Origin of the sequence: Streptosporangium sp. NPDC049046 (genome assembly GCF_040649155.1) — a bacterium.
GTDB lineage: Bacteria > Actinomycetota > Actinomycetes > Streptosporangiales > Streptosporangiaceae > Streptosporangium.
The window spans coordinates 1-25,454 of sequence record NZ_JBEZEZ010000058.1 but is presented as its reverse complement, the minus strand read 5'-3'; the positions used below and the strand labels follow the sequence as shown (position 1 = coordinate 25,454).

Below are 25,454 nucleotides of genomic sequence, written 5' to 3'. Positions count from 1 at the left end.
GCGGTCTACCACGGAGAGGTCGCCGCACTGTGCGACCGCGCCCGCCGGCTGCAGGCCACGCTGCCCGCGGCGGAGGCATTGGCGACCTTCCTACGCGGCATGGTCGACCACATAGACGCCCACGAGGGCCTGGCCCGGACATTGGCCACGCTCATGGCCGATCGCTCGAGTGCCCTCGCCGAGGGCAGCAGGGCGCTGGAGCAGGCCGTCACCGACCTGGTGACCGCCGCCGTGCGAGACGGCGCCGTCCGCGACGACGTGGATCCCGGCTCCCTGATGATGGTGCTGCACGGCATCGGCGCGGCCCATGACCGCCCCGATTGGCGGGCCGAGGCCGACGGTGTCATCACCCTTGTGCTGGACGGGCTGCGCCGCCCGCTATGACAAGGTGCGACGCGAGGTCGCATGCCGCGAGCGAAGGATCCGGTCAGTGGTACGGCGGCGAAGATGCGGTCCGGGGCGGTCACCCGGGCCGCGGGCCGGTCAGGGAGTAACGGCGCGTGCGACGCAGTCGTGCAGCAGAGCGCGGCGGCGGTCGTGGTCGGCGGCGGGCTCGCCGGCCGTGGCGGCGTAGAAGGCGCTGACCGGTGACCACGCGCACGCCATGGCGATGATCAGGCCCATCAGGTCGGCGGGGTCGCCATCGCGCACGCGCCCGGCCGCTTGGGCGGCGGTGATGGCGGCGATCTTCGGGCCGTCGGCGGGGCTGTCGGTCAGGCGGCCGGTCGGGCGGCGCTCCAGCCGCAGCCAGGTCATGAGGCGCACCAGTTCCGGATGGCGCAGGTTCTCGTCGTACATGCCGACGGCCCAGCCGGGCAGGTCGTCGGCGTTGAGGGGGACCGCGGTCATGAGCCGGCTGGACAGGTCGGCGATGACCGCGTCGAACAGGCCGTCCTTGCTGCCGAAGTAGCCGTAGAGCTGAGCCTTGTTCGTGCGCGCCGCCGCGGTGATGCGGTCGATCCGGGCTCCGGCGATGCCGTACTGCGCGAATTCCTCGGCGGCCGCGTCGAGGATGCGGCGACTGGTCGCAGCGCCACGCGGGGTGGTGGGCAGTTCAGGCACGGGAGCACGATATCAGACAGACCAGTTGGTTTGCTTTCGCGACCAGAATAGGTACGGTGAGGCAGACCGAATGGTTTGTTTTTTTGGAGGATTCATGCGCACCACCATCGGCTGGCAGAGCACCGGCGACGGTTCCACGACGCTGGAACGGGTCGCGATCGAGCGCCGGGATCTACGCGATGACGACATCGCCGTGCGCATCGACTTCTGCGGTGTCTGCCACAGCGACCTGCACCGGATCACCGGCGCCCTGGGCGAGGGCGTCCTGGTGCCCGGTCACGAGTTCACCGGCACGGTCACCGCCGCCGGAGCCGCCGTCACCGGCTTCGCCCTCGGCGACCGGGTCGCGGTCGGTACCGTCGTCGACTCCTGCGAGGCCTGCGCGATGTGCCAGGCCGGGCAGGAGAACTACTGCTACGAGCGGCCCACCACCACCTACGGCGGGCTCGACCGCGTCGACGGCACCAAGACACAGGGCGCCTACAGCCGCGAGTACGTGCTGCGCGAGACGTTCGCCTACCGGCTGCCCGACACATTGGACGCGGCCGGCGCCGCACCGCTGATGTGCGCCGGGATCACCATGTGGGAACCGCTACGCGCGGCCGGGATCGGGCCGGGCAGTCGGGTCGCCGTGGCCGGCCTCGGCGGCCTGGGGCACCTGGGCGTGAAACTGGCCGCCGCGCTCGGCGCCGAGGTCACCGTCCTCAGCCGAACTCCGGGAAAAGCCGACGACGCCCGCAAACTCGGCGCCGCCGACGTACTGGTGACCACCGACGACGCGCGGCTCGCGGCGGCGCGCGGACGGTTCGACCTCATCCTCGACACCATCCCCGCCCCGCACGACCTGTCCCCGCTGCTGCGCATGGCGGTCATGGACGGCACGGTAGCCGTGCTCGGCTACCCGCTCCCCACCACCGTGTCGGTCATGGACCTGATCCAGGGCCGCAAGAAGCTCACGGCTTCCGGCACCGGCGGCCGCCGCCACACCGCCGAACTGCTGGGCTTCTGCGCCGAGCACCAGATCACCGCCGATGTCGAGGTGCTCCCCTCCACCCTCAACCAGGAAGCGCTCACCCGGCTCGGCCAGGGCGACATCCGCTACCGCTTCGTCCTGGACCTGTCCGACCTCGACCAACCCGCATCCTGACCACCCCCGACGCAACGGGCCGGTGGGTCACGACGGGGCCCGTCATCACCGGCCGGTGCGTCGCCGCTCAAAGCCCGTGACGCTCTCGCGGACGACGGAGGACGGAGGACGGAGGGCGTCGGGATTGGCGGGTTTCCCGACAACCCAACAGTGGGAAACCCGCCCCGATGAGGCGACCCCGCGAAGGAAGGTCGCCTCACCAAGGGGGTCGGTCAGCCGAGCAGCTCCGAGAGCCTGGTGTCCGGCTCCGCCACGGCGCGGGTGAGCAGCGCCGCCACCCGCGACAGGCGCTCCTCGACCTCCTTACGGTCCCACAGCTCGACGGCGTACTCCAGGTCGAGCACCACCTGCTCCCCCGCCATCCCGGCGTACATCTCCAGCTCGTAGCGGTTCGCCCTGGTGTGTACGTAGTCGAACCCCACCTCACACCCGGCCAGCTCGGGGATCGCCGGTCCGTCGCCGGCCCAGTCGGACGTCACCTGGAACAGCGGCATCCTGCGCGGGTCCGGGTGGATCTTCAAGGCCCGCACCACCTCGTTGAACGGGGTGCTCTGGTGGGCGTACGCCTCCAGCACGGTCCTGCGCACCCGCCCGGCCAGCTCGGTGAAGGTGGGGTCGCCGCCGCAGTCGACGCGCAGCGCCACCATGTTGACGAAGCAGCCGACCACGCCCTCCAGGCCGGGCAGCGGCCGGTTGTCGGCGGTGGTGCCGATCACCACGTCGTCCTGGCCGCTCCACTGGGCGAGCATCGCCGCGAACGCGGCCGTTACCAGCATGTAGGGGGTGGCCCTGTTCTGCCTGGCCAGCGCGAGCAGCCGCCGTGACTCCGCGTGCGGCAGGCGGTGGGCGATCATCTCGGTGTCGCGGCTCTCGCGTCGCCCGCCGCGGGTCCTGGGCAGGACCAGTTCCGGCGCCTCGCGCAGCCGCTCGCGCCAGAAGCGTTCCGAGGCCGCAGCCTCGGGGCCGCCGAGCCAGGCCTGTTCCCAGGCGACATAGTCGGCGAAGCGCAGGTGCGGAGCGGCGGGGGTGGCGTCCCGCTCGGAGTACAGGCGGCCCAGCTCGCCCACGAGCAGCCCGATGGACACGCCGTCGGTGACCAGGTGGTGCTGAACGAGCGCGAGGACGTGGTCGTTCTCGCCGAGCCGGTAGAGGGTGGCCCTCACCAAGGGCGCGGCCGACAGGTCGAAGCCGCGGTCGGCGTCGCTCGCGGTGCGGCGGGCCGCCTCCGGCGCGCGTTCCTGCTCCGGCAGGCCGGTGAGGTCCTCGACGGGCACCTCGACGCGTACGCCGGGGTCGAAGCGCAGCACCGGCACGTCGCCGACGAGCGCCACACGGGCGCGCAGGTTCTCGTGTCGCGCGACCAGCGCGTCGAACGCGCCGCGCAGGGCGTCCACGTCGAGCGGGCCGCGCACCCGGTAGGTGACGGCGGCGATGAAGTCGCGGGCGTCGCCGCCCGCGAGCTGCTCGTTGATCCAGATCTGCAGCTGCGCGGTGGACAGCGCGCTGGTGTCGGGCTCCTCGCCGTCCCGCTCGATCTCCCCGACGGGGAGCGGACGGCTCGCGCGGCCCGCGTCGCCGAGGGTGTGCTCCAGTGTGGGATGCCTCGCCGCCATGTAGTCGGCGAGGTCGGCGGGGGTGCAGTTCTCGAAGAGGGCCATGAGCGGTACGCGCACGGCGAGCACGGAGGCGATCTCACGCACCAGGCGGGCCGCGAGCATGGAGTGGCCGCCCAGGGCGAAGAAGTCGTCGTCGGGCTCCACCTCGTCGAGGTGCATGACGCGTGCCCAGATGACGCAGAGCGCGGCCTCCAGGGCGGGCAGCTCGGTCCGCTCCGCGCGCTTGCCGGCGTCGGGCAGGCTGCCGGTCTCGACGCGGCCGTCCTCGGCGCGCGGGATGTGGTCCACCGGCACGACGACGGCGGGCACCATGTACTGCGGCAGCCGCTCGACGAGGGTGGCGCGCAGCTCGTCGGGCGGCGGCTCGGCGACGGCGTAGGCGACCAGCTCGCGGCCCGCGCCGCCCTCGACCGCCACGACGGCGGCGTCGCGGACGGCGGGGTGCGCGCGCAGTGCCTCCTCGACGTCCTCCAGCTGCACCTGGAAGGGGCCGATGCCGACCAGGCGGTCCTCGCGCCCGCGTTCGACCACGCGCCCGTCGGGCCTGCGGATGGCGAGGCGTCCGCTGGGACCTGCCACGCCCTCGCCGCCGGAGCGGTGAACCAGCCGGCCGACGGCCCCGGCGGGCAGCACGTTGCCGTCGTGGTCGAGCACGGTCACGTCGCCCTGGGTGAGGGTGACCAGCTCCTCCGGGCCGATCATCGGGATGTCGGCCAGGGTCCGGGTGGGGTCGTCGGCGACGGCCCGCAGCACCCGGTCGTAGTGGCGCATCACCCGGGCGATCGTGGCCTCGTCGAAGAGGGCGTCGTCGTACTCGACGAAGAGGTCGACCCGGTCGCCCCGGCGTACCGCCTCGACCGCGACGTCGAAGCGGGACCGGCCGCGTGTCACCTCGACCTCGGCCGCGGGCACGCCGCCGACGGAACGCTCGGCCGCCCCGGCGTCCCACATGGTGAAGACGACCTGCACGAGCGGGGTGTGCCCGGCGTCTCGCTCGGGCTGCAGGAACTCCACGAGTTTTTCGAAGGGCACGTACTGGTGGTCGAAGGCGTCGAAGGCGGCCTCGCTGACCGCGTCGGCCAGGTCGGTGAAGGGCATCTCGCCCGCCGGGCGCAGCCGTACGGGCACGATGTTGGCGAAGAAGCCGAGTGCGCCGTCGAACCCGCGTCCGGGGCGGCCGGGGGCGCCGGTGCCGAGCACCATGTCGCCGCGTCCCGTGTAGCGGTAGACGGTGGCGGTGAAGGCGGCGAGCAGCACGGTGAAGACGGTGCCGCCGACCCGTTCGGCGACCTCGCCGAGCGGGCCCGTGAGGGCGGGGTCGAGCGGGAAGCGCTCGCGCCTGCCCTCGCCCGCACGGCGGCGCGGCCGGGGCCGGTCGGCGGGCAGTTCGAGCACGGTGGGCGCTCCGTCGAGTTCCCGCCGCCAGTGGTCGACGTCGGCGGCGAGGCGGCCCCCGCTGAACTGTTCGCGCTGCCAGCGGGCGAAGTCGCCGTACTGGGCGGGCGGCTCGTCCGGTGACTTCTCTCGCGTCCCGTCCGATGGCTCGCCGGGCGGCTCGTCCCGTGAGCCGTTCCGCGAGCCGTTCCGCGAGCCGTTCCGCGACTCGCCGGAGGGCTCGTCACGTGGCCCGCTCGGCGATTCACCGGGCGGCTCATCGTGTGATCCGCCATGCGGTCCGCTCCGGGGCCCGCCGGGGAGTTCTCCCCGGTAGGCGGCGTCCAGTTCGTCGAGCAGCAGGTTCATCGAGAACCCGTCGCTGATGATGTGGTGGACCCCGAGCACCAGCGCCTGCCGATCCGCGCCGAGCGTGACGAGCGAGGCGCGCAGCAGCGGTCCCGAGGCGAGGTCGTAGGGGGCCTCGGCGACCTCGCGGGCGTACTCCATGAGCGCCTGCTCGCCGCCGACGGTCGCCTCGCGCAGTACGGGACCCCGCTCCCAGACCGCCTGCACCGGTTCCGCGCCCTGGTAGACGAAGGTGGTGCGCAGCACGTCGTGCCGCGCGACCACCTGCTCCAGCGCCCGCCCGAGCCTGGCGGCCTCCAGCGTGCCGTCCAGGACGAGCACCTTCAGCTCGTTGTACGAGCCGTTGCCCGGATCGTCCTGCTCGACGAACCAGAGCTGCTCCTGAAGGTAGGACAGCGGGGCGGTGCGGACGGGCAGGCCGGTCACGACGGCCCCTCCGTCTTTCTCGCGATCACCCAGAGGAAGCGTGACTCCCCGAGCGGGGTCCGTTGCGCCACGACCTCGTCGCGTTCGGGGACCAGGCCCGCCTCGCGCAGCAGGCGCAGGTTCTCCTCGGTGGGGAAGCCGGAGAAGAACATGGTCGAGCCGAACCACTCCTCCACCGCGCCGGGGATGTCCTCGGTCATGAGCGTGGCCAGCAGCAGACCGCCCGGCTTGAGCCAGCGGGCGATGCCCTTCAGCAGGGCGGGAAGCTCCTCCCTCGGCAGGTGGGTGAGGGTGTAGATGGACACCACCGCGTCGAAGGAGGCGTCGGGGAACTCCGCCTGGGCCATGTCGGCCTGGACGAGCGTCGCGCCGGGCAGGGTCTTCGCGGCGAGCCTGAGCTGCTCGGCGGAGATGTCCACGGCGGTGAGGTGGTGTGCCTCGGCCAGGCGGCGCGACGACTCGTGGCCGCCGCCGACGCCCAGCTCCAGCACGGCCGCGTCCTCGTCGGGCAGCATGCCGAGCAGGTGGCCGGTCCAGGTCATGCGGGGGCCGTCGGAGAACTCCGACTGGAAGGCGGCGTAGCGGTCGGCGATGTCGTCCCAGCCCTCGCGGACGATGTCCTTGATGTCGGAGCGGACCTCGGAGTCGACGGCGTCGGCGACCCCGGCGATGGTGGGCCGGTCGAAGAACTCGACGACCGGCACCTCGATGCCGAAGGTCGTGCGTACCTTGCCGAGGAGCTGGATGACCTGGATGCTGGTGCCGCCCAGCTCGAAGAAGTGGTCGTGCGGGCCGAGGGAGTCGACGCCGAGCAGCGGTTTCACGATCTCCTCGGCCACCCTGCGCCGGGTCGGCGTCCACTCGGCGTCCCTGGCGTCCATGGCGTGCTTGGTGTCCTCGGTGTCCTCGGCGTCCCTGGCGTTCTTGGTGTCGCCGGTCTCCACGGCGGCCGCGCGCCGCCCCCTCGCCTCGGCCAGGGCGTCGCGGTCGACCTTGCCGGCCGGGGTGAGCGGGATCTCGGGCACGTGGACGAACTCGTTGGGCACCAGCGGGGCCGTCAGCCACCTGGCCGCGGTCTCGCGCAGCTCGGTGACGCCGGGGGGTTCGGGGGCGGTGGAGACGACGTAGGCGATCAGGCGGGCGTCGCCGTCGTCGCGCGCCTCGGCCTCGACCACGGCGTGCGCGATGTCGGGGTGCCTGCACAGGGTCGCCTCGATCTCCTCCAGTTCGACGCGGACGCCGCGGACCTTGACCTGGCGGTCGGCCCGCCCGGCGAAGACCAGCTCGCCCTCGGGGGTCCAGCGCACCAGGTCGCCGGTGCGGTAGAGCCTCTCGCCGGGCGTGGTGGCGAACGGGTCGGGGACGAAGGAGGCCGCGCTCGTGCCGGGGCGGCCCAGGTAGCCGCGTCCGAGGCCGGGGCCTCCCACGTACAGCTCGCCGACCGTGCCGATCGGGACAGGACGCATCGACTCGTCCAGCGCGTAGGCCCGGTGGTTGGGCATGGCGCGTCCGATGGGCGGCGAGGCGTCCCAGTGTCCCTCGCACTCCTGGGTGATGACGCCGACGGTGGTCTCGGTGGGGCCGTAGCTGTTGACGAACCTGCGTCCGGCCGCCCAGCGGGTGGTGAACTCACCCGAGTAGCTCTCGCCTCCGACGGCGACGACCCGCAGGTCGGGGAAGTCGCCGGGCTCCAGCAGTCTCAGCACCCCGGGGGTGCCCATGTAGACGGAGATGCGGCGCTCGCGCAGCAGGTCGCGAAGGCGCGTCGAGGAGGTGCGGGTCTCGGTGGAGGCGACGTGCAGGGCCGCGCCCGACAGCAGCGCTCCGAAGGCGTCGAAGGTGGAGACGTCGAAGGCGATCGAGGAGAACTGCACGAAGCGGTCCTGGGGAGAGAGCCCGTACAGGTGCTGGGCGCCCCTGACGAACGCGGTGACCGCGCGGTGCTCGATGAGGACGCCCTTGGGTGCCCCCGTGCTGCCCGAGGTGTACATGACGTAGGCGAGGTTGGCCGGATGCGGCCGGACCTCGGGGTCGCTCTCGTCGTTGCCGGGGTGGTCGTCGACGTTGACCACGCACCACGGGCCGGGCGGCACCTCGGCCTCGGTGGTGGAGTCGGCCAGCACCACGGCGGTGCCGGCGTCGCGCAGGATCGCCTCGACCCGTTCCGGCGGGTTGCCCTCGTCGATCGGCACGTACGCGCCACCGGCGGCGAGTGTCCCGAACATGGACACGACCATGCCGGCCGAGCGGCGCTGGTAGACGGCGCAGCGGTCCTCGGGGCGCAGGCCGAGGGCGAGCAGGTGTCCGGCGAGGCGGTTGGCGGCGCGGCGTACCTCGTCGTAGGTGAGGGTCGTGCCCTCCTCGTCCGTCAGCGCCGTGGCGTCGGGCGACCTGGCGACCTGGGCGGCGAACCGTTCGATGACGGTCGCCGGCTCGTCGGCCAGCTCGGTGCGGTTCCATTCCTCGACGACCAGGCGCGCGTCGTGCTCCTGGATCGTGTCCATCGGCTCCTCCTTAGGGGGACCGTTCGTCGGCGTGCTCCTCGGCGGGCGCGCGGGTCAGGGGCGCTCGCCGTCCATCCAGCGGCGCAGGCTCAGGGGACGCATGTCCGTCCAGACCTCCTCGATGTGGGCCAGGCACTCCTCACGCGTGCCGTTGTGGCCGACGCTGCGCCAGCCCTCGGGAATGTCACGGTCGGCCCACCATATGGAGTACTGCTCCTCGTGATTGCGCACCACCGTGTACTCGGCCGTATCCACTGACTCTGCCATTCGACTCTCCTTTGCCTCATTCGCCATTCGACACGACGTTGCAATCAAACAATGCCATGGTCAAGCAGAAGCGATTTAACGCACTTTCCGCGAAATGTTAGGGTTTTGAAGGGGAGCTATGTGTGGAATAGCCGGCGTATCTGTTCTCGATGGGACCGCCGGGCGGCCGGCCTTCGACGGGCTCGTCACCCTGCAGCACCGTGGCCAGGAGTCGTGGGGCATCGCGGTGGCCGGACCGGAGGGCGTGCGGGTCCGGCGGTCGCTGGGGTTCGCCTCGCGCTCGGACTGCGGTGACTCCGCCCGCGACGACTGGCCCGCCGGGAGGCTCGCGGTCGCCCACACCCGTTACTCCACCACGGGCGCCACGCTGCTGGAGAACTCCCAGCCCTTCGTGCACGAGGCGCGGCGCATCGCGCTGGCGCACAACGGTGATCTCACCAACGCCGCCGAACTGCGCGCCCGGCTCGGCCGCGAGGGCTACGCGTTCCGCTCGACCAGCGACTCCGAGGTCATCCTCGCCCTTCTCGCCGGCGCCCTGAACGGCCTGAACGACCTGAACGCCGTTGATGGCCCGGCCTCTCAGGACAGTGATTACCCCGACTCCGACCCGATCGTGGTGGCGGTCGCGCGGGCCATGCGGGTGCTGCGCGGCGCGTACTCGGTGGTGTGCGCCGTCGGCGACCGGCTCGTGGCCTTCAGGGACCCGCACGGCATCCGTCCCCTGGTCGCCGGGTTCGCCGAGGGCAGGGCGGTCGTCGCCTCGGAGACCTGCACGCTCGACGCGCTCGGCTGCTCCGGGCAGCGGGAGGTGGAGCCGGGCGAGCTGCTCGTCCTGCGCGACGGCCGGCCGATCGGGACGTACCGCGTGGCGGCCCCCGCCCCGCGCGGCTTCTGCGTGTTCGAGCACCTCTACCTGACCAGGCAGGACTCCAGGATCGGCGGCGCCAGGACCGGCGCGACGCGGATGGCGTTCGGTGAACGGCTGGCGCTGGAGTCCCCGGCGGACGCCGACCTGGTCGTGGCCGTCCCCGCCTCCGGTGTGCCCGCCGCCAGGGGGTACGCGCGGGCGGCCGGACTCCCGCTGGCCGGGGCGCTGGTCCGCGACGAGCAGGTGGGCAGGACGTTCATCGAGCCCGACCGGCGGCGGCGTGAGCGCAAGCTGCGGCGCAAGTTCTCCATCGGCTCGCCGGTGGACGGGGCCAGGGTCGTGGTGGTCGACGACTCGATCGTGCGCGGGTCCACCATGCGGCGCATCGTCACGCTGCTGCGCGAGTCGGGGGCGAGCGAGGTGCACGTGCGGATCGCCGCTCCGGCGCTGATCGCGCCCTGCCACTACGGGGTGGACATCGTCGACACCGGTGAGCTGGTCGCGACCGGCCGCGAGACCGGGGAGGTGTGCCGGATCATCGGCGCGACGAGCCTGGCGTACCTGTCGGTGGCGGGCATGCGTCACACGGTCGGCAGCGCGGCGGGCGAGGGATTGTGCGAGGGCTGCATCACCGGCGAGTACCCCACCCCGGTGAGTCAGGGACGCGACAAGTTGAAGCTCGTACCCGCACAGGCCCTGCGGCACACGGCGCCTCCGGCGGCCGTCCACCCCCGTTGACGGTGATCAAGGCCGCGCCTAGCCTCCGCCAAATGGGACCCAACACACAGCACACACAGCACATGCGGCCGACCGGCTACGACGACGACGGTGGATGCGACGCCCGGTACACCAGGACCGCCTGCCTGTGGGGACGCAGGCCAGACCGGATCTCCGACGCCCTGGCAGACGCGCTCTCCCTGCCGGCGGCCCCCGAGGAGATCGGCCCGCCCGCCTCGCCACCCGGCGCGGGCGCGCCCGCCGTCCTCGACGTGGGGTGCGGTGAGGGACGCAACGCGGTGCGGCTCGCCCAGCGGGGCGCGCGGGTGCTCGCGATGGACGTGTCGGCCGCCGCGCTGGAGAACGGCGCGCGGGCGTGGGGTGACGCCGGGGGGATCGAGTGGCGGCGGGGCGACGCGCGCACCGCCGATCTGGAGCCCGCCGCGTTCGACGGGGTGCTGGCGTGCAGCGTCCTGCACTGGCTGGAGGACGAGGAACAGGTCGCCGACGTCGTCGCCGGACTCCAGGCGGCGACCAGGCCGGGAGGGGTGAACGCCCTGCTCATGTTCAACCGCGGCCACGCCTACGTACCTCCCGCCGGCGAGATGCGCATGCCGGTCCTGCTGCCCCACGACTGGTATCTCGCCAGGTACGCCGGGTGGACCGTGCTGAGCGCCACCGACACCGACTCCACGCACACCCACAAGGGCCACGAGGAACCGCACACCCACGCGGTGACCAGGCTCGTGGTCCGCAAGGGGGCGGTCGCGTGAGCCCGCCGCACCCGCTCGAATGGCCGGTCTACGACGACGGCGTGGCGGCGAGGGTCGCCGAGCTGGTGACGCTGGGGCGCACGTTCGACTACGACTACGGCCCCGAACTGGCCGAGCTGGAGCGGTCGTTCGCCGAGCGGCACGGCCGCGCCCACGCCCTCGCGCTCACCTCCGGCACCGCAGGACTGCTCGCCGCCTACTTCGCGCTGGGCATCGGCCCCGGCGACGAGGTGATCGTCCCGGACCTCACGTTCTTCAGCACCGCCTCACCGCTGTTCCTGCTGGGCGCGGTGCCGGTGCTCTGCGACGCGGGCGGCGCCGACGGGAACGTGGCCGCGGCGGACGTGGAGGCGCTGGTCACGCCCCGTACGGCCGCGATCGTCGTCACTCACCTGTGGGGCCACAGCTGTGACATGGACGCCCTGCGCGCGGTGGCCGACCGGCGCGGGCTCGCGCTGGTCGAGGACTGCTCGCACGCCCACGGCTCCACCTTCCGCTCCCGGCCCGTGGGCTCCATGGGCGACATCTCGGTCTTCAGCGTGGGCGGCAGGAAGCTGATCTCGGGGGGCATGGGCGGCATGCTCCTCACCGACTCCGAGGACGTCTTCGCCCGCGCCTGCCTGCTGACCAACTTCCGGCACCGCACCGACCTCACCATCGACGCCGCCCGCTACCAGCCGTTCCTGCTCACCGGGCTCGGCGGCAACTTCCGCATCTCCACGCCGGGGGCCGTGCTCGCCCAGAGCCACCTCGACCGCCTGGACGAGCTGGTGGAACGCAGGGGGGGCAACATGTCCGCCCTGTCCGCGGGGCTCGGCGCGCTGCCGGGCGTGCGCCCCTCCCCCGTCGCCGAGGGCGTCACGATGGGGGCGTGGTACGACGGGGTCGTCGAGGTGACGCCGGAGTGCCCGTTCAGCCGGGACGAGCTGGTGAGTGCCGGTCAGGAGCGCGGCCTGAAGGTGCGCGCCCCGGCCACCCGGCCGCTGCACGTCTTCCCGCTCTTCCAGGGCACCGCGCCCGACTGGTCACCGGCGGTCGCCGCCGCCGTGCGGGCCGCCGCGGCGGTGAACGACCGGCCGTTCCCGCGTTCCACGGAATTGTTCGCCAGGTGGATGAAATTGCCGGTGAACTTTCTTTGGGAACCGAACTCACCACTGGTCGGCGCGTATCTCGAGGCGTTCGACGACGCATTCTCGATGGCGCGTACCGCGTAACGTCATTCCTGTTTCCAGCGTCGATTCCGGAGTAATCCACATGAGCCGACAAATGTTTCCCGTCATCCATGCCGTCGCCCCCGCCAGCCTGGAGAGCTGGTTCGGTCACTTCGTCGACCTCGGCCCGCGGGACCGGGTCGTCTTCACCGGCGAGGACCACCGCGTCGACGTGGCCCCGCTGCTCGACGCGATCGGCGAGACGCCACGGGCGACGGTGGTCTTCCACTCCAGCCACACGACACTCGGCCGCGACCAGCTGCTCGCCTTCCGGCTCCGCGAGCTCGGCCACGGGGCCGAGTGCCAGTCACGGCTGTGCGCCTCGCTGGGCAGCGACAAGATCCTGATGAAGGAGTTCTTCGACCGCTACCGCCTGGTCTCCCCGCCGTGGGCGCGGGCCGGTGAGCCGCTGCCCGAGACGGGCCCCGACACCCCCGTGGTCATCAAGGACCGGCACGGCACGCAGAGTGTCGGCACCCGGCTGACCCGGGCGGACGAGTGCCGCCTCGCCCCCAACGAGCTGGGCGAGTTGTATGTCGACGGGATCGAGTACTCGGTGCTGGTCTACCGCGACGAGCACGGCACGGCGACGTTCCCGCCGGTGTGGAAGGGGGCGACCTCGCCCGACCTGGTCCCGCCGTGGCGGCGGCTGCGGCTGTGCCCCGGCCCGACGCTCGGCGGCACCTGGGAGCGCAAGCTGCGGGCCGTCGGCAAGCGGCTCGCCGACCTGGCCGAGGCGCACGGCTACCTGGAGGTGGAGTTCCTGCTGACCAGGACCGGGGAGGTGCACCTGCTGGAGATCAACCCCCGGGTGTCGGGCACCATGCGGCTGGCCGCGATGGCGACCCGGCTGCCGATCTTCTCCCTGCACGCCCGGCCCGAGCTGCGCGACCACCTGTACGCCGCCCGCTTCAGCGGCGAGATCCCCTACAGCGGTGACCCGATCACCGACGCCGACGGCGAGGTGTTCGCCACCTCCCGGCTCACCGTCGCCGGGGAGAGCCCGCAGGAGGTCCGCGCCAAGCTGCGCGAGCTGGGCACGGAGCCCCGGGTGCTGCCCCGCGCCTCCTGACCCCGCTCCCCCACCTCCCCGCCCCTCCTCTCGTCGCACCCGTTCATGGCTTCCCGCCTCCCCTGTTCTTCACCGGCCCCCTGCTCTCTCCTCGCCGGCTTCCCGCTCTCCCCCTCCCCGATTCCCCGATTCCGGCCTCCCGTTCTCGGCCCCCGATCTCGGTTCAGGCGGATCGGGGCACCGCTCCCGCCGCCTCGGGCTCCCCTCGGCTCCCGTCCGACGCCTTCCCGTCGCGCCGCGCGTCCCACCGGTCGAGCAGCCCGAGCAGGGGCGCCGTCGCGGCCGTGGAGACCAGCGCGACGATCACCAGCATCGTGAACAGCACCTGGGTGATGATGCCGAGGCCGAGGCCGATGCTCAGGATCACCAGCTCGGTCACCCCCCGGCAGTTCATCAGCACCCCGAGCCGCACGGCCTCTCTCCCCGGCACACCCATCGGCCTGGCGATGACCATCACGCCGCCGACCTTGCCCACCACGGCGACGGCGAGGATCAGCAGGCACCATCCCCACATGGCCAGGTCCTGGCTGAGCAGCCCGATCTGGGTGTTGAGCCCGACGAAGGCGAAGAAGGGCGGCAGCAGGAAGGAGGTGGTGAAGTCCTGGGTGCGCTCGCGGACCCGCCGCAGCCGTACGTCGCCGTCGCGCGGGAACAGGACGCCGAACAGGAAGGCTCCGAAGATCAGGTGGATGCCGATCAGCTCGGTCAGCAGTCCTGAGACGAGCAGGCCCACGATGACGACGGGCAGCGTCGCCTCCTGGGAGAGCCCCCGGCGCAGCAGCCGGGTCAGCAGTGGCCGTACCACCCCGACCATGACGGCGGCGAAGGCGACGGTGAGACCGAGCGTGCGCAGCGCCTCGGCGGGCGAGGAGCCCTTCGCCATGGTGACCGCCACGGCCAGCAGCAGCCACGCGGTGACGTCGGCGATGGCGGCGCAGGTGACGGTGAGCGCTCCGGTCGGGGTGTGGAAGAGCCCGCGTTCCAGCAGGATCCTCGCCAGTACGGGAAACGCGGTGACACTCAGCGCGGCCCCGACGAACAGCGCGAAGACCGGGAAGTCGACGGAGGCGGTCGCCAGCGGCGTGTAGATCAGCAGGGCGAGCGCGACCCCGAGCGCGAACGGGATCGCCACGCTCGCTTGGCCGCAGAGCGCCGCGACCCGGCCCCGGCCGCGCAGCAGGTCGCCGCGCAACTCCAGCCCGACCAGGAACATGAAGAAGGCCAGCCCGAACTGGGCCAGCAGGTTCAGATACGGCATCACGGCGCTGGGGAACAGCGCGCGGTAGGCCTCGGGCCACACGGCGCCGAGCAGGGAGGGGCCGAGCACGATGCCCGCGGCCATCTCCCCGATCACCCGGGGCTGGCCCAGCCCGCGGAAGACGGCCCCGCCGAAGTGGGCCAGCGCGACGACCACCGTGATGGACAGCAGCAGCAGAGGGGTGGCCGGCACCTCCTGCTCCCGCCCCGGCTCCACCGAGGGCACCGGGACGGGACCGGTGGCCGTCCCCGGGTCGAGTCCCAGCATCAGCAGCGCCAGCACGGAGGGCAGCACGATCGCGAGACCGTACGCGACCAGAGAATGACACAAAGTGCGCGTATTCGCGGACCGAAACCTTGGATACGGCATGATCGATTCCATTTCCGAGAGGTTGAATTCTGAACCGGCGCGTATATCACAGAGCAAAAAAAATCGCCAAGCTGATTGGAGACTCAGCTGGTCAACGGCGTGTTTTCGCATTTCCGTTGTACCTCAGGAGGGCCGTCTCGAAATTACTCATGATCGAAAGTGCGCTTTCCGGAACGACGGGTAAGGGACAGACCTGACTCACTCCAAGTGCACAGAAATCCGGAGGAACAGTCGCATGCAGGTGCTCTCCCCCAACCGAGAGGCGAACCGCCAAGTCCCCCCATCCTGTGATGAGAGGCCTCCCGTCCCGGCACCGCGCCGCAGTAGCCCACAGGGCTCCAAGCTGGCCCTGGACGCGTCCGCCAAGCCCCGGAGGACCGGGCTGCAGCTCCCGTCGAGCCTCCCCTTCGACACCTGGCGGCGGATCGGTCACCAGATCTCCCTCATCGCCGACTCCTCCGCCTGGTGGCTCGGCGACTGGCTGGTCTACGGCGAAACCGAATACACCGACCGTTACAAGAGAGCGGTCGAGGAGAGCTCCCTGGATATCCAGACCCTGCGCAATTACGCCTGGGTCGCGCGGCGATTCCCGGTATCCCGCCGGCGAGACAAGCTCAGCCTTCAGCACCACGCGGAAGTGGCCGCGCTTCCCGACCACGAGCAGATGCTCTGGCTGGACCGCGCCGAACGCTTCAACTGGTCCAGAAATCGTCTCCGCAGCCAGATCAAGGCCCACCGCACCGCGGCCCTTTCCGCGTCGGACCGGGCCGCGCAGGCCGCCAAGGAGAAGGCCGTCATCCATATCGACGTACCGGTCGACCAGGAGCAGTCGTGGCGTGACGCGGCCCGCCGGATGAACCGCAGCGTGGAGGAGTGGGCGAGGCTCATCCTCAACCAGGTCGCCACCGGTGAGATCCCCGCACGCGAGCTCCGCGACGCCAAGGCCGGGTGAGGAACGGAGGACAGGTGGACGCCGTCCACACGCTGTTCGAGAAGAAGGCGTCCGAGGCACCGAACAGGACGGCCCTGGTCTCCGGGGCCGTCCTGTTCACGTATCGAGACCTCGACGCCCGTGCCAACGGCCTCGCCCGCTCGCTCCTGCGACGCGGCGTCGGCCCCGAGACCCTCGTCCCCCTGCGGCTTGACCGCTCCCCCGACCTGCTCGTCGCGTTGCTCGCCGTCTGCAAGGCGGGCGGCGCGGCGGTGCTGCTCGACCCCGGCTGGCCCGAGGACCGTGTCGCCGCGGTCCTCGACGGCTGCCCCGTGGTGATCGACGGCCCTCTCGACGCCGAACCCTCCGGCGAGAGTCCCGGCGTCCCCGTGCACGAGGACCAGCTCGCGTACGCGGTGCACACCTCCGGGTCGACGGGGCGACCCAAGCTCGTCGGGGTGACCCACCGGGCGATCGCCCACCGGGTCGCCACCCACGCCGAGGCGTACCGCATCACCCCCGCCGACCGCTCCAGCTGGCTGGCTCCCCCGGCCTCGTCGGTCTCGGTGGTGGAGTTGTGGCCGTACCTGTGCTCCGGCGCGAGCGTGCACGTCGCCGACGCGGCGACCGCGGGCTCACCACCGGAACTGCGCGACTGGATGGTCGCCTCGGGCATCACCCGCGCGTACGTGAACATGCCGCTCGCCGAGTTGCTGTACGGCCTGCCGTGGCCCGAGCGGACGGCGCTGCGGCTCATGACGGTCGGCAGCGACGCGGTGCGCGTGTGGCCCTCGCCCGACCTGCCGTTCGAGGTCGCGGTGGAGTACGGCTCCGCCGAGGCCAACGGCGTGACGAGCTGCCTGGTCCCGCTGGAGGACCGCCTCACCTCGGTCACCGCCGACGAGGCCGCCAGGCGCGCCCGGCCCCCCATCGGGCGCGCCTGGCCCGATGTCGGCGTGCCCGTCCTCACCTCCGGCCTGACTCCGGTCGCGGCCGGCGAGGTGGGGGAGCTGTTCGTCTCCGGTCCCGAGCTCGCCCGGGGCTACCTGGGCGAGCCCGCCCGCACCGCGGAACGCTTCCTGCCCGATCCCTCGGGCGGAGGAGACCGTGTCTACCGGACCGGTGACCTCGTGCTGGAGCGGCCGGACGGGCGGCTCGAGCACCGCGGCCGCGTCGACCAGCAGGTCAAGATCCGTGGCCATCGGGTGGAGCCCGCGGAGGTGGAGGCCGTACTGCTCGAACACCCCGCGGTGCACGAGTGCGTCGTGACGGGCGTGCCCGGTCCCGGGGGCGACCTGAGACTGTGCGCCTACGTCGTCCGGGACGGCACCGCGGACGGCACCGTGCGCGAGACCTGGGCCGGGGAGCTGCGTGCCTTCACCTCGGCGCGTCTGCCCGCACCGATGGTGCCGGTCGCCTGGACCGCGATGGAGCGGCTGCCGCTGAACTCCAGCAACAAGGTGGACCGGCGCGCGCTGCCCGCGCCCTCCTGGGGCGATCCCCGCGGAACCGATCACCCGGGAGCCGGCGCCCCGAGGGAAGCCGCTCCCCCCGGAGACGGCGGGCACGAGAAAGAGACCGACCTCGTGACGGCGGGGGTGCTGGAGCTGTGGGAGCAGGCGCTCGGGGCGCGCGGCGCGCTGGGCGACCACTTCATCCGCTCGGGCGGCGACTCCCTTTCGGCCACCCGTCTCGTCGACCGGATCGGGACGCGCTACGGCGTGCGGATCCGGCTGCGCGACTTTCTGCGGGCGCCGACCCCCGAGACCCTCATCCGGAACATCAAGGCGGAAGGAAAGGCGAGATGACCGAGAGAAAGCGGAGGAAGAGCCGCCCCACGTGGCTGTTGCGCACCCCCGCCCCCGAGGCGAGGGCGAGGCTGTGGTGCCTGCCGTACCCGGGGGCGGGGGCGTCGATGTATCACAGCTGGCCCGCCGAGGTGGACGGGATCGAGCTGTGCCCCGTCCAGCTGCCCGGCAGGGAGAACCGGCTGCGCGAGCCGTTGTTCGAGAGCTACGCGGCCGTCGCCGCCGAGATGCTGGAGGGCCTGGTGCCCTACCTGGACCGGCCGTTCGGCTTCATCAGCCACTGCGGCACGGTCTTCATCGGCTACGAGGCGACACTGCTGCTCATGGAGCGCGGCGGCCCGCTGCCCGGCCACCTGTTCGCCTCCTCGATGGTCCCGCCGCACCGGGCGTCGTGGCCGAGCATCCTCAAGCTCGACGAGGAGCAGGTGGGCGCGCTGGTGTCGGACCTCATGCGGGCGCGTGGCGCCGAGCCGATGCCCGAGCTGGTGGAGATGGCCGCGGACGTCATGCGCGCCGACGTGGCCGCCTACGGCCGCTTCGACAAGACCGACCCGGTGGAGCTGCCGTGCCCGATCACCGCGATCGGCTGGTCGGGCGACACGCAGATCCCCCCGGAGCAGATGGCCGGCTGGGAGTCCTACGGCGAGGCCCGCTACACGGTGCTGGACGGCGGGCACTGGAGCTACCTCCAGGCGCCCGCCGCCCTGCTGGACGAGATCTCGCGGAGCATGTCCGCGCGTGTCCCCGGTTGAACGAGTCGAACCGTTGACCTCAGACGCCCTTGCCGTCCTCGCGCCCGCCGGGTCCTTCGGCCTCGGCGGGCTCCTCGTCGTCCCGCAGGAACTCGGCGTCCTCAAGCCTGCGCAGGTGCGGCACCGGGGAGCGGAACAGCAGGATGATCCAGGGCAGCAGGAACGCGGCCCCGGCGTAGATGGCGGGCTTGATGCCGATCAGCTCGCCCAGCACGCCGGCCAGCATCGCGGACAGCGGCAGGATGCCGAGGTAGACCGCGCGGCTCGCGCCGATGACCCGGCCCCGCAGGTGGTTGGGGATCACGTACTGGAAGAGCGTGAGCTGGCCGATGTTGCCGGCCACCACGCCGAACACGGTGACGAACCAGATCACCGAGAACAGGGTGATCTGCAGCCACTGCGGACCGGCCACGAACGGCGTGAAGCACAGCACCCGGAACGCGATCAGGGCGGCCATGATGCCTCGGCCGTAGCCGAGCTTCTCGAACAGCTTGCTCGCGAAGACGGCGCCGACGACGCCGCCGATGCTGCCCATCGCGTAGATGAAGCCGATCCAGGTGCCCGACAGCTGCAGTTCCCTCGCCGCGTACAGCAGGAACAGGGTCAGGATCATCATCGACCCGAAGTTCGCCCCGGCGGAGTTGATGATGAGCGGCCGGGCGTAGTCGTTGCGGTAGGTGACCTTCAGGCCGTGCTTGATGTCGTGGAGCATCGCCGCGACGGCGCCGCGCCCGCCGCTGTCCTTGCGCTCGACGGGCGGCTCGACGTGACGGATGCGCGACAGGGCGAAGGCGGAGATGAGGAAGGCGATCGCGTCGCCCAGCATCACGTACGCGGGCCGGAACAGGTCGATGAGCACGCCGCCCGCGCTGGATCCCGCGATGGCGCCCACCGACTCGGTCGCGGCCATCCGGCTGTTGCCGGCGACCAGGTGCTCCTCGCTCAGCAGGGTCGGCATGTAGGCGGCGTAGGCGATCCCGAAGACCACCGACAGGCCGCCGACCACGACCGCGACCACGTAGAGCACCCACATGTCGAGGAAGCCGACGAAGGCCGCGATCGGGATCAGCATCACGATGCCCGCCCGCCCGAGGTTGGAGGCGACCATCAGCGGCCTGCGGCGGTAGCGGTCGATGAGCACGCCGGCGACCAGCGTCAGCAGGAGCGCGGCGATCGTACGCATCGTGTTGAGCAGGCCGACCTCGAAGGAGGTGGCCTGCAGCATGAGGATCGCGGTCAGCGGGAGTGCCAGGGTGGTCAGCTCGGAGCCGAGGACCGAGACCGACTGGCCGGCCCAGAGCCGGTTGAAGTCGGGGTTTCGCCAGAGAGAGGGCGGCTTTTCCTCCGGCGCCCTGACTTCTGTTCCCTGAGTGTCCATGAGATCGTTCCGTCCTTGTCGGGTTTCACCTCTGGTTGACTGTAATAAGGTTTTTGTTAAGGGTGATGATATGCGAAATCACCGAAGAGGCACACTGGAAAACAATCAGCGAGTGCGCCAGATGACACTCCCCGACGGTCATGTGGTATTCCAGCTCAATCCCGCCGAGACCAGCCTGCAGTATCGCAGTATCGTGGGCGACAGAAGCTACTTCAGGCATGATGTTCGCCTTGAGCCTGGAATGACGGTGTTCGACGTGGGAGCCAACATCGGAATCGCCGCGCTGGCGTTTCATTGGGAATGTCCGGGCACCCGGATTCTCGCGTTCGAGCCCGCCAGGCCGCTTTACGACGCGTTGTGCGCGAATCTGTCCGCCCACGGCCTGAACGCCAGGGCGTTCGACTGCGCGCTCTCCCGCGCCCCGGGGACGGCGGTCATCACCGTCTACCCGGAGACCACCGCGATGTCGGGGATGTACACCGACGTCGACCACGACGCCGAGGTGACCAGGACATTCCTCGCCAACAGCGGTTTCGCCCCCGAGGACGTGACCGACATGGCCGAGGGCAGGCACGTCACGGAGAAGCAGGAGTGCCAGGTGCGGACGATCTCCGAGGTGATGGCCACCGAGGGCGTGGACCGCATAGGACTGTTGAAAATCAACGTCGAGAAAGCCGAATGCGATGTCCTGGACGGAATCGCTCCCGGCGACTGGGAGGCGGTCGACCAAATCGTCATGCAGGTCCACGACATCGACGGCAGACTCGCGTCCGTACGCGACGATCTCACCGGCCGTGGATTTCAGGTCGACATCGGCCAGGATCCCCTGCTGAAGGACACGGACATCTTCGACGTGTACGCACGGAGGAATTCCCTATGACAGTGGACACGACCGTGAATCTGAAAAATCTGGATCTGGCGGATCCGGACATCTACACGGCCCCCGACTCCGGCCTCGGCGTCCTGCATTACCTGCAGGAGCACCGGCCGATGTTCTGGAACGCCAGGTCGGACGGGCCGAGTTTCTGGGCTTTCACCAAATACGCGGACGGCGTCGCCGTCTATCTCGACAAGACGAATTTCACCTCCGAGCGGGGCATGCAGGTGGGGCAGACCGAGTCCGCCGCCCGCGCCGCCGCCGGCAAGATGCTCATCGTCACCGACGGCCGCCACAGCCAGCTGCGCGACGTGATGAACCCCGCGCTCACCCCCCGGGTGGTACGCCGCCTGGAGGGCGCGATGCGCGAGACGGTGGGCGGGATGCTCGAGGAGAACGCCCAGAAGGACTCCTTCGACTTCGTCGACACGGTGGCGGGCAGGCTGCCGCTCTCGGTCATCTGCGAGCTGCTGGGCGTGCCCCGCGCCGACTGGGACCTGATGATCCAGTGGACGCGCACCGCGTTCGGCTCCGCCGCCTCCGACGACGTCATCTCCGACGCCGAGAAGGCCGAGGCCAACGCCAACATCTTCGCCTACTACGCCGACCTGCTGGCCGAACGGCGCGACGACCTCGGCGACGACGTGATCAGCGTGCTGATCCGCGGCCGGATCGACGGGACCCCCCTCACCGACGAGGAGATCCTGCTCAACATCAACGGCCTCATCACCGGAGGCAACGAGACGACCAGGCACGCCTCGGCGGGGGCCGTCATCGCCCTGGTGGAGAACCCCGACGAGTGGCGACGGCTGCGCGAGGACCCCTCGCTCATCCCGACCGCCGTGGAGGAGGTGCTGCGCTGGACCGCCCCCAGCCTCAACGTCATGCGCACCGCGCTGCGCGACACGAAGATCGGAGATCAGACCATCCGGGCCGGTGAGCGGGTCAGCGTGTGGCACCCGGCCGTCAACCGCGACGAGGACGCCTTCCCCGACGCGCGCCGCTTCGACATCGGGCGCACCCCCAACAGGCACCTCACGTTCGGCCTCGGCAAGCACCTGTGCATCGGCGCGGCGCTCGCCAGGTTCGAACTGCGCGTGCTGCTGGAGGAGCTGACCCGCCGGGTGGCCCGCATGGAGCTCACCGGGCCGGTGAAGCGACTGCGCTCGAACCTCATGTGGGGCGTCGACCGCGTCCCCGTCCACCTCGAACTCGACCACGCCGGACACTGATTGGAGCACCCCATGCCGGACAGCAAGACTTCGCTGTCGCCGATCCAGGAGAGCGGGTGGAGGTCCTACCGGGCCAAACCCGCAGGTGACCACACCGACCAGGTCACGCTCGCGGCGCGGTTGCGCGGCCCCGTGGACGAGAAGGCCCTCATCACCGCGCTGGAACACGTGCTGGAGGCGCGCGAGGATCTGCGGCCGGCGTTGCCCGGCGACTCCGGGGCCGAGCCCCGGCGCGTCACCGTCCCTTCGCCGGTGGAACTGGGCAGGCACGACGCGAGCCGCCGCGAGGAGGCGCTCGCCCGGCTCGTCTCCGAGCAGGCCAACCGGGGCCTCGACCTGGAGAACGGCCCGCCGGTGCGGATCGCCCTGGCGCGGATGGCCGACGACGACCACGCGCTCGTCGTGACGGCGCACCGGCTCGTGGCCGACGAGCGCGTCCTGGCGGGCCTCGCGCGGGAGATCTCCCTGGCGTACGAGGACGCCTCGGGCGTCACGTTCCGCGCCTCCTCCAACGGCTCCGCCGACCACGTTTCCCCCAACGGCTCCTCCGCCGGACACTCCTCTCCCGACGGCTCCTCGAACGGCTCCCCCGCCGACCCGTTCACCGCCGCCGCGTCCCCCGCCGGCCCGGCCGCCCCGGCCGACGGCCACGCCTCCGTCGACGGCACCGGCGCGGAGGCCGCGGACCTCGCCTACTGGCGTGAGCGGCTCGACGGCATGCCCCCCGCCCTGGACCTGCCCTCCGACAGGAGCCGTCCCGCCGTACCCGGTTTCACCGGTGCCCAGGTGACCTTCACCGTCCCGCCGGAGACGGCCGCGCTGGTCGAGACCATGGCCCGCGAGGCCGACGCGGAAAGCGCCACCCGGGCCGCGCGGGCGATGACGCTGTCCCGCTGGTCGGGGCAGGCGGAGACCGTCCCGCCCGGCGAGACCGACACCCGGGCCGTCACGCTGGCCGCGTGGGCGGTCGCGCTGTGCCGCTGGTCGGGCCAGGACGAGGTCGTGGTCGGCGTACCCGTGCCCACCGCAGAGCGCGCCCCGGCGTTCCCGATCCGGATCGGCTGCGAGGGCGACCCCTCGTTCACCGCCGTCGTCGCCCAGGTGCGCGACGCGCTGGACGAGGCGGCCGCGCACGGCTCCTACCCCGCGCACCGGCTGGCCGAGGAGCTGGAACTGGACGCCTCCAGTGGCGTGCAGCCGTTCTACCAGGCGGAGTTCGACCAGGCAGCCCCCGCCTGGAGGGCGCTGCGGCTGCCGGGCGTCCAGGTCTCGCCCCTGGTGGCGGGCCGTTTCCCGCTCGCCTCGGACCTCGCGCTCGTCCTGGTGCCCGGCTCGCTCGACGGGGAGATGCGCTACGGGCTCGACCTGTTCGACGCGCCGGGAGCCAGGACCAGGGCCGAGCAGTACGTCACCCTGCTGTCCGACGCCGTGCGCGACCCCGCGCGGCCCATCTCCTCGCTCTCGCTGCTGGACGCCGAGCAACTGCGGCTGGTGGTCGAGGAGTGGAACCGCACCGAGACGCCCTTCGACGAGGAGGCCGGCATCGGCGCCCTGTTCGAGGCGCGCGCCGCCGCCGCCCCCGACGCGCTCGCGGTGCTCGCCGGTGAGCGGCGGCTGACCTACCGGGAGCTGGACGAGCGCGCCAACCGGGTCGCCCACCGGCTGATCCGCGACGGGGTGCGGCCGGGCCACATCGTCGGCTCGATGACCGGCCGCTCGGCCGAGGCGCTCGTCGCCTTCCTCGGCATCGTCAAGTCCGGCGGGGTCTACCTGCCGCTGGATCCGGCGCTGCCGCCCGACCGGCTGGGCTACATCCTCGACGACAGCGGGGCACGGCTCGTCCTCACCGGCGCCGAGCACGCGGGCCGGGTGCGCGACGACCGGGTGCGCACGATCGAACTGGACGCCGAGTGGCGCACGATCGAGGCGGAGGAGCCGGGCACGAGTCCCGGCCTGACGCCCGCGCCCGATGCCCCCGCCTACCTCATCTACACCTCGGGCTCGACCGGGCGGCCCAAGGGCGTGGAGGTGCCGCACCGCGGCGTCGGCAACCTCGCCTCGGCCCTGTCCCGGGAGTTCTCCCTGACGTCCGACGACCGGGTGGCGCTGTTCGCCTCGCTCAGCTTCGACGCCTCGATCTGGGAGATCACGATGGCGCTGCTGAACGGGTCGGCACTGTGCGTGCTGGACCCGTCGGCCATGACCCCGCAGGAGACGGCGAAGGCCATCTGCGAGCAGGGGGTGACCGCGGCCACGTTCCCGCCGACCTTCCTCAGCACGCTCAAGGGCGACGAGCTGGACACGGTGCGGCTCATGGTCGTCGCGGGCGAGCACTGCCCGACCGGGCTGGTGCGGACCTGGGCTCCCGGCCGTGTCTTCGTCAACGCCTACGGGCCGACGGAGACGACCGTGTGCGCCACGATGGGGACCTGCGACCCCGCCGCCGCGTACGCGCCGCCGATCGGCCGGCCGCTCGCCAACTTCCGGGCCTACGTGATGGACCGCTGGCTCAACCCGCTCCCCGCGGGCGTGCCCGGCGAGCTGTACGTCGGCGGCACCGGCCTGGCGCACGGCTACCGGGGCAAGCCCGGCCTGACCGCGCAGTCGTTCATGCCCGACCCGTACGGCCCTCCCGGCGCCCGGCTCTACCGGACCGGCGACCTGGCCCGCTACCTGCCCGACGGCCGGCTGCAGTACGTGGGCCGGGTGGACCACCAGGTGAAGATCCGCGGTTTCCGGGTGGAGCCCGCCGAGATCGAGGCCGCGATCACCCGCTATCCGGGGGTGCGCGAGGCCGTGGTCAGCGTGCGCGACGACCGGCTCGTCTCCTACGTCGTGCTCGACGACGCCTCCAGGATCATCGCCGACCGCAGCGGCCTCACCGGCGAGCTGCACCGGTTCCTGCAGGGCTCGCTGCCCGCGTACATGCTGCCCTCCTCGTACGTGACGCTGGACGCGATGCCGCTCACCTCCTCGGGCAAGGTGGACCGCCAGGCGCTGCCCGAACCCGGCGGCGACGGCGGTGACGGCGGTGACGACGACTTCGACGCGCCACAGACCGCGACGGAGCAGACGATCGCCGAGATCTGGGCCGAGGTGCTGAAGCTCAGGCGGATCGCCCGCGAGGACGACTTCCTGGAGATCGGCGGTCACTCCCTGGTGGCCGCGCAGGTGATCACCCAGGTGCGGGAGAGGTTCGCGGTGAACGTGCCGATCCGGGTGCTGTTCGAGAACCCGGGGCTCGCCGACTTCGCCGAGGCGGTGGACGGCGCTCTCGCCAAGGCCGAAGCCAAGGCGGAGGCGAAGGTCTGAGCCGTGGGGCCCGGGCTTCGCGCCCGGGCCTCGGGCGGCGGGACATCCCGCCCGGCGGGATGCCCGGCCCCCTGACCCGCGCATGACGAGGGCCCGGGGGGGGGGTGCGGCCGGGGCCGCGGGCTGCGCCG

Annotated in this window: 19 protein-coding genes; 12 read left to right on the top strand and 7 right to left on the bottom strand. The window is 71.8% G+C overall.

Going from position 1 to position 25,454, the window contains the following annotated elements; genetic code table 11:
• Positions 1-384: hypothetical protein (locus tag AB0B96_RS39740; protein ID WP_362907343.1), on the top strand; the 384-nt coding region annotated here is incomplete at its 5' end.
• Between the two features lie 99 nt (positions 385-483).
• Here the strand turns inward: AB0B96_RS39740 and AB0B96_RS39735 are convergent.
• Positions 484-1,062 (bottom strand): TetR family transcriptional regulator, encoded by a 579-nt coding sequence (locus AB0B96_RS39735; RefSeq protein WP_362907341.1) that lies wholly within the window; start codon positions 1,060-1,062, stop codon positions 484-486.
• Between the two features lie 94 nt (positions 1,063-1,156).
• Here AB0B96_RS39735 and AB0B96_RS39730 point away from each other — a divergent pair, with 94 nt between their 5' ends.
• Positions 1,157-2,209, top strand: a complete 1,053-nt coding sequence (locus AB0B96_RS39730) for an NAD(P)-dependent alcohol dehydrogenase (protein WP_362907339.1) — start codon at positions 1,157-1,159, stop codon at positions 2,207-2,209.
• A gap of 212 nt (positions 2,210-2,421) precedes the next feature.
• Here AB0B96_RS39730 and AB0B96_RS39725 read toward each other — a convergent pair whose 3' ends face one another.
• The 3 genes from AB0B96_RS39725 to AB0B96_RS39715 are packed head-to-tail and all read right to left on the bottom strand — an operon-like array spanning position 2,422 to position 8,765.
• Positions 2,422-5,994, bottom strand: a complete 3,573-nt coding sequence (locus AB0B96_RS39725; RefSeq protein WP_362907337.1) for a condensation domain-containing protein — start codon at positions 5,992-5,994, stop codon at positions 2,422-2,424.
• Complete coding sequence (locus AB0B96_RS39720; RefSeq protein ID WP_362907335.1) at positions 5,991-8,498, bottom strand: amino acid adenylation domain-containing protein; 2,508 nt, start codon at positions 8,496-8,498, stop codon at positions 5,991-5,993. The genes AB0B96_RS39725 and AB0B96_RS39720 overlap by 4 nt, the downstream gene beginning before the upstream one ends.
• 54 nt (positions 8,499-8,552) lie before the next feature.
• On the bottom strand, positions 8,553-8,765 hold the full coding sequence (locus AB0B96_RS39715; protein WP_350950330.1) for an MbtH family NRPS accessory protein: 213 nt from the start codon (positions 8,763-8,765) through the stop codon (positions 8,553-8,555).
• 118 nt (positions 8,766-8,883) lie between these two features.
• On the opposite strand from AB0B96_RS39715, the gene purF reads away from it, so the two are divergent.
• The 4 genes from purF to AB0B96_RS39695 are packed head-to-tail and all read left to right on the top strand — an operon-like array spanning position 8,884 to position 13,406.
• A complete protein-coding gene (gene purF / locus AB0B96_RS39710; RefSeq protein ID WP_362907332.1) occupies positions 8,884-10,371 on the top strand; it encodes an amidophosphoribosyltransferase in 1,488 nt (495 codons plus the stop codon).
• Between the two features lie 32 nt (positions 10,372-10,403).
• On the top strand, positions 10,404-11,123 hold the full coding sequence (locus tag AB0B96_RS39705; protein WP_362907330.1) for a class I SAM-dependent methyltransferase: 720 nt from the start codon (positions 10,404-10,406) through the stop codon (positions 11,121-11,123).
• Positions 11,120-12,337, top strand: coding sequence for a DegT/DnrJ/EryC1/StrS family aminotransferase (locus AB0B96_RS39700; RefSeq protein WP_362907328.1), 1,218 nt, complete (start codon positions 11,120-11,122; stop codon positions 12,335-12,337). The genes AB0B96_RS39705 and AB0B96_RS39700 overlap by 4 nt, the downstream gene beginning before the upstream one ends.
• 40 nt (positions 12,338-12,377) lie before the next feature.
• Positions 12,378-13,406 (top strand): hypothetical protein, encoded by a 1,029-nt coding sequence (locus AB0B96_RS39695; RefSeq protein ID WP_362907326.1) that lies wholly within the window; start codon positions 12,378-12,380, stop codon positions 13,404-13,406.
• 163 nt (positions 13,407-13,569) lie between these two features.
• Here the strand turns inward: AB0B96_RS39695 and AB0B96_RS39690 are convergent, their stop codons facing one another.
• Entirely contained in the window at positions 13,570-14,958 is a 1,389-nt protein-coding gene (locus tag AB0B96_RS39690; RefSeq protein ID WP_362907324.1) for a cation:proton antiporter, read from the bottom strand.
• Between the two features lie 310 nt (positions 14,959-15,268).
• On the opposite strand from AB0B96_RS39690, the gene AB0B96_RS39685 reads away from it, so the two are divergent.
• From AB0B96_RS39685 to AB0B96_RS39675, 3 genes are read left to right on the top strand one after another with little or no spacing between them, the layout of a single operon-like run.
• A complete protein-coding gene (locus tag AB0B96_RS39685; protein ID WP_350950324.1) occupies positions 15,269-15,985 on the top strand; it encodes an LmbU family transcriptional regulator in 717 nt (238 codons plus the stop codon).
• A gap of 14 nt (positions 15,986-15,999) precedes the next feature.
• Complete coding sequence (locus tag AB0B96_RS39680) at positions 16,000-17,772, top strand: non-ribosomal peptide synthetase (RefSeq protein ID WP_362907323.1); 1,773 nt, start codon at positions 16,000-16,002, stop codon at positions 17,770-17,772.
• Entirely contained in the window at positions 17,769-18,524 is a 756-nt protein-coding gene (locus AB0B96_RS39675) for a thioesterase domain-containing protein (RefSeq protein WP_362907321.1), read from the top strand. The genes AB0B96_RS39680 and AB0B96_RS39675 overlap by 4 nt, the downstream gene beginning before the upstream one ends.
• Positions 18,525-18,543: 19 nt before the next feature.
• Here AB0B96_RS39675 and AB0B96_RS39670 read toward each other — a convergent pair whose 3' ends face one another.
• Entirely contained in the window at positions 18,544-19,902 is a 1,359-nt protein-coding gene (locus AB0B96_RS39670) for an MFS transporter (protein WP_362907319.1), read from the bottom strand.
• 25 nt (positions 19,903-19,927) lie between these two features.
• On the bottom strand, positions 19,928-20,122 hold the full coding sequence (locus tag AB0B96_RS39665; RefSeq protein ID WP_362907317.1) for a hypothetical protein: 195 nt from the start codon (positions 20,120-20,122) through the stop codon (positions 19,928-19,930).
• 36 nt (positions 20,123-20,158) lie between these two features.
• Here AB0B96_RS39665 and AB0B96_RS39660 point away from each other — a divergent pair, with 36 nt between their 5' ends.
• Genes AB0B96_RS39660 through AB0B96_RS39650 form a run of 3 tightly spaced genes read left to right on the top strand, consistent with a single transcriptional unit; the run spans position 20,159 to position 25,323 of the window.
• A complete protein-coding gene (locus tag AB0B96_RS39660) occupies positions 20,159-20,782 on the top strand; it encodes an FkbM family methyltransferase (RefSeq protein WP_362907315.1) in 624 nt (207 codons plus the stop codon).
• Positions 20,779-22,011 (top strand): cytochrome P450, encoded by a 1,233-nt coding sequence (locus tag AB0B96_RS39655; RefSeq protein WP_362907313.1) that lies wholly within the window; start codon positions 20,779-20,781, stop codon positions 22,009-22,011. The genes AB0B96_RS39660 and AB0B96_RS39655 overlap by 4 nt, the downstream gene beginning before the upstream one ends.
• A 12-nt stretch (positions 22,012-22,023) precedes the next feature.
• Complete coding sequence (locus tag AB0B96_RS39650; protein WP_362907311.1) at positions 22,024-25,323, top strand: amino acid adenylation domain-containing protein; 3,300 nt, start codon at positions 22,024-22,026, stop codon at positions 25,321-25,323.
• The last annotated feature ends 131 nt before the right edge of the window (positions 25,324-25,454 follow it).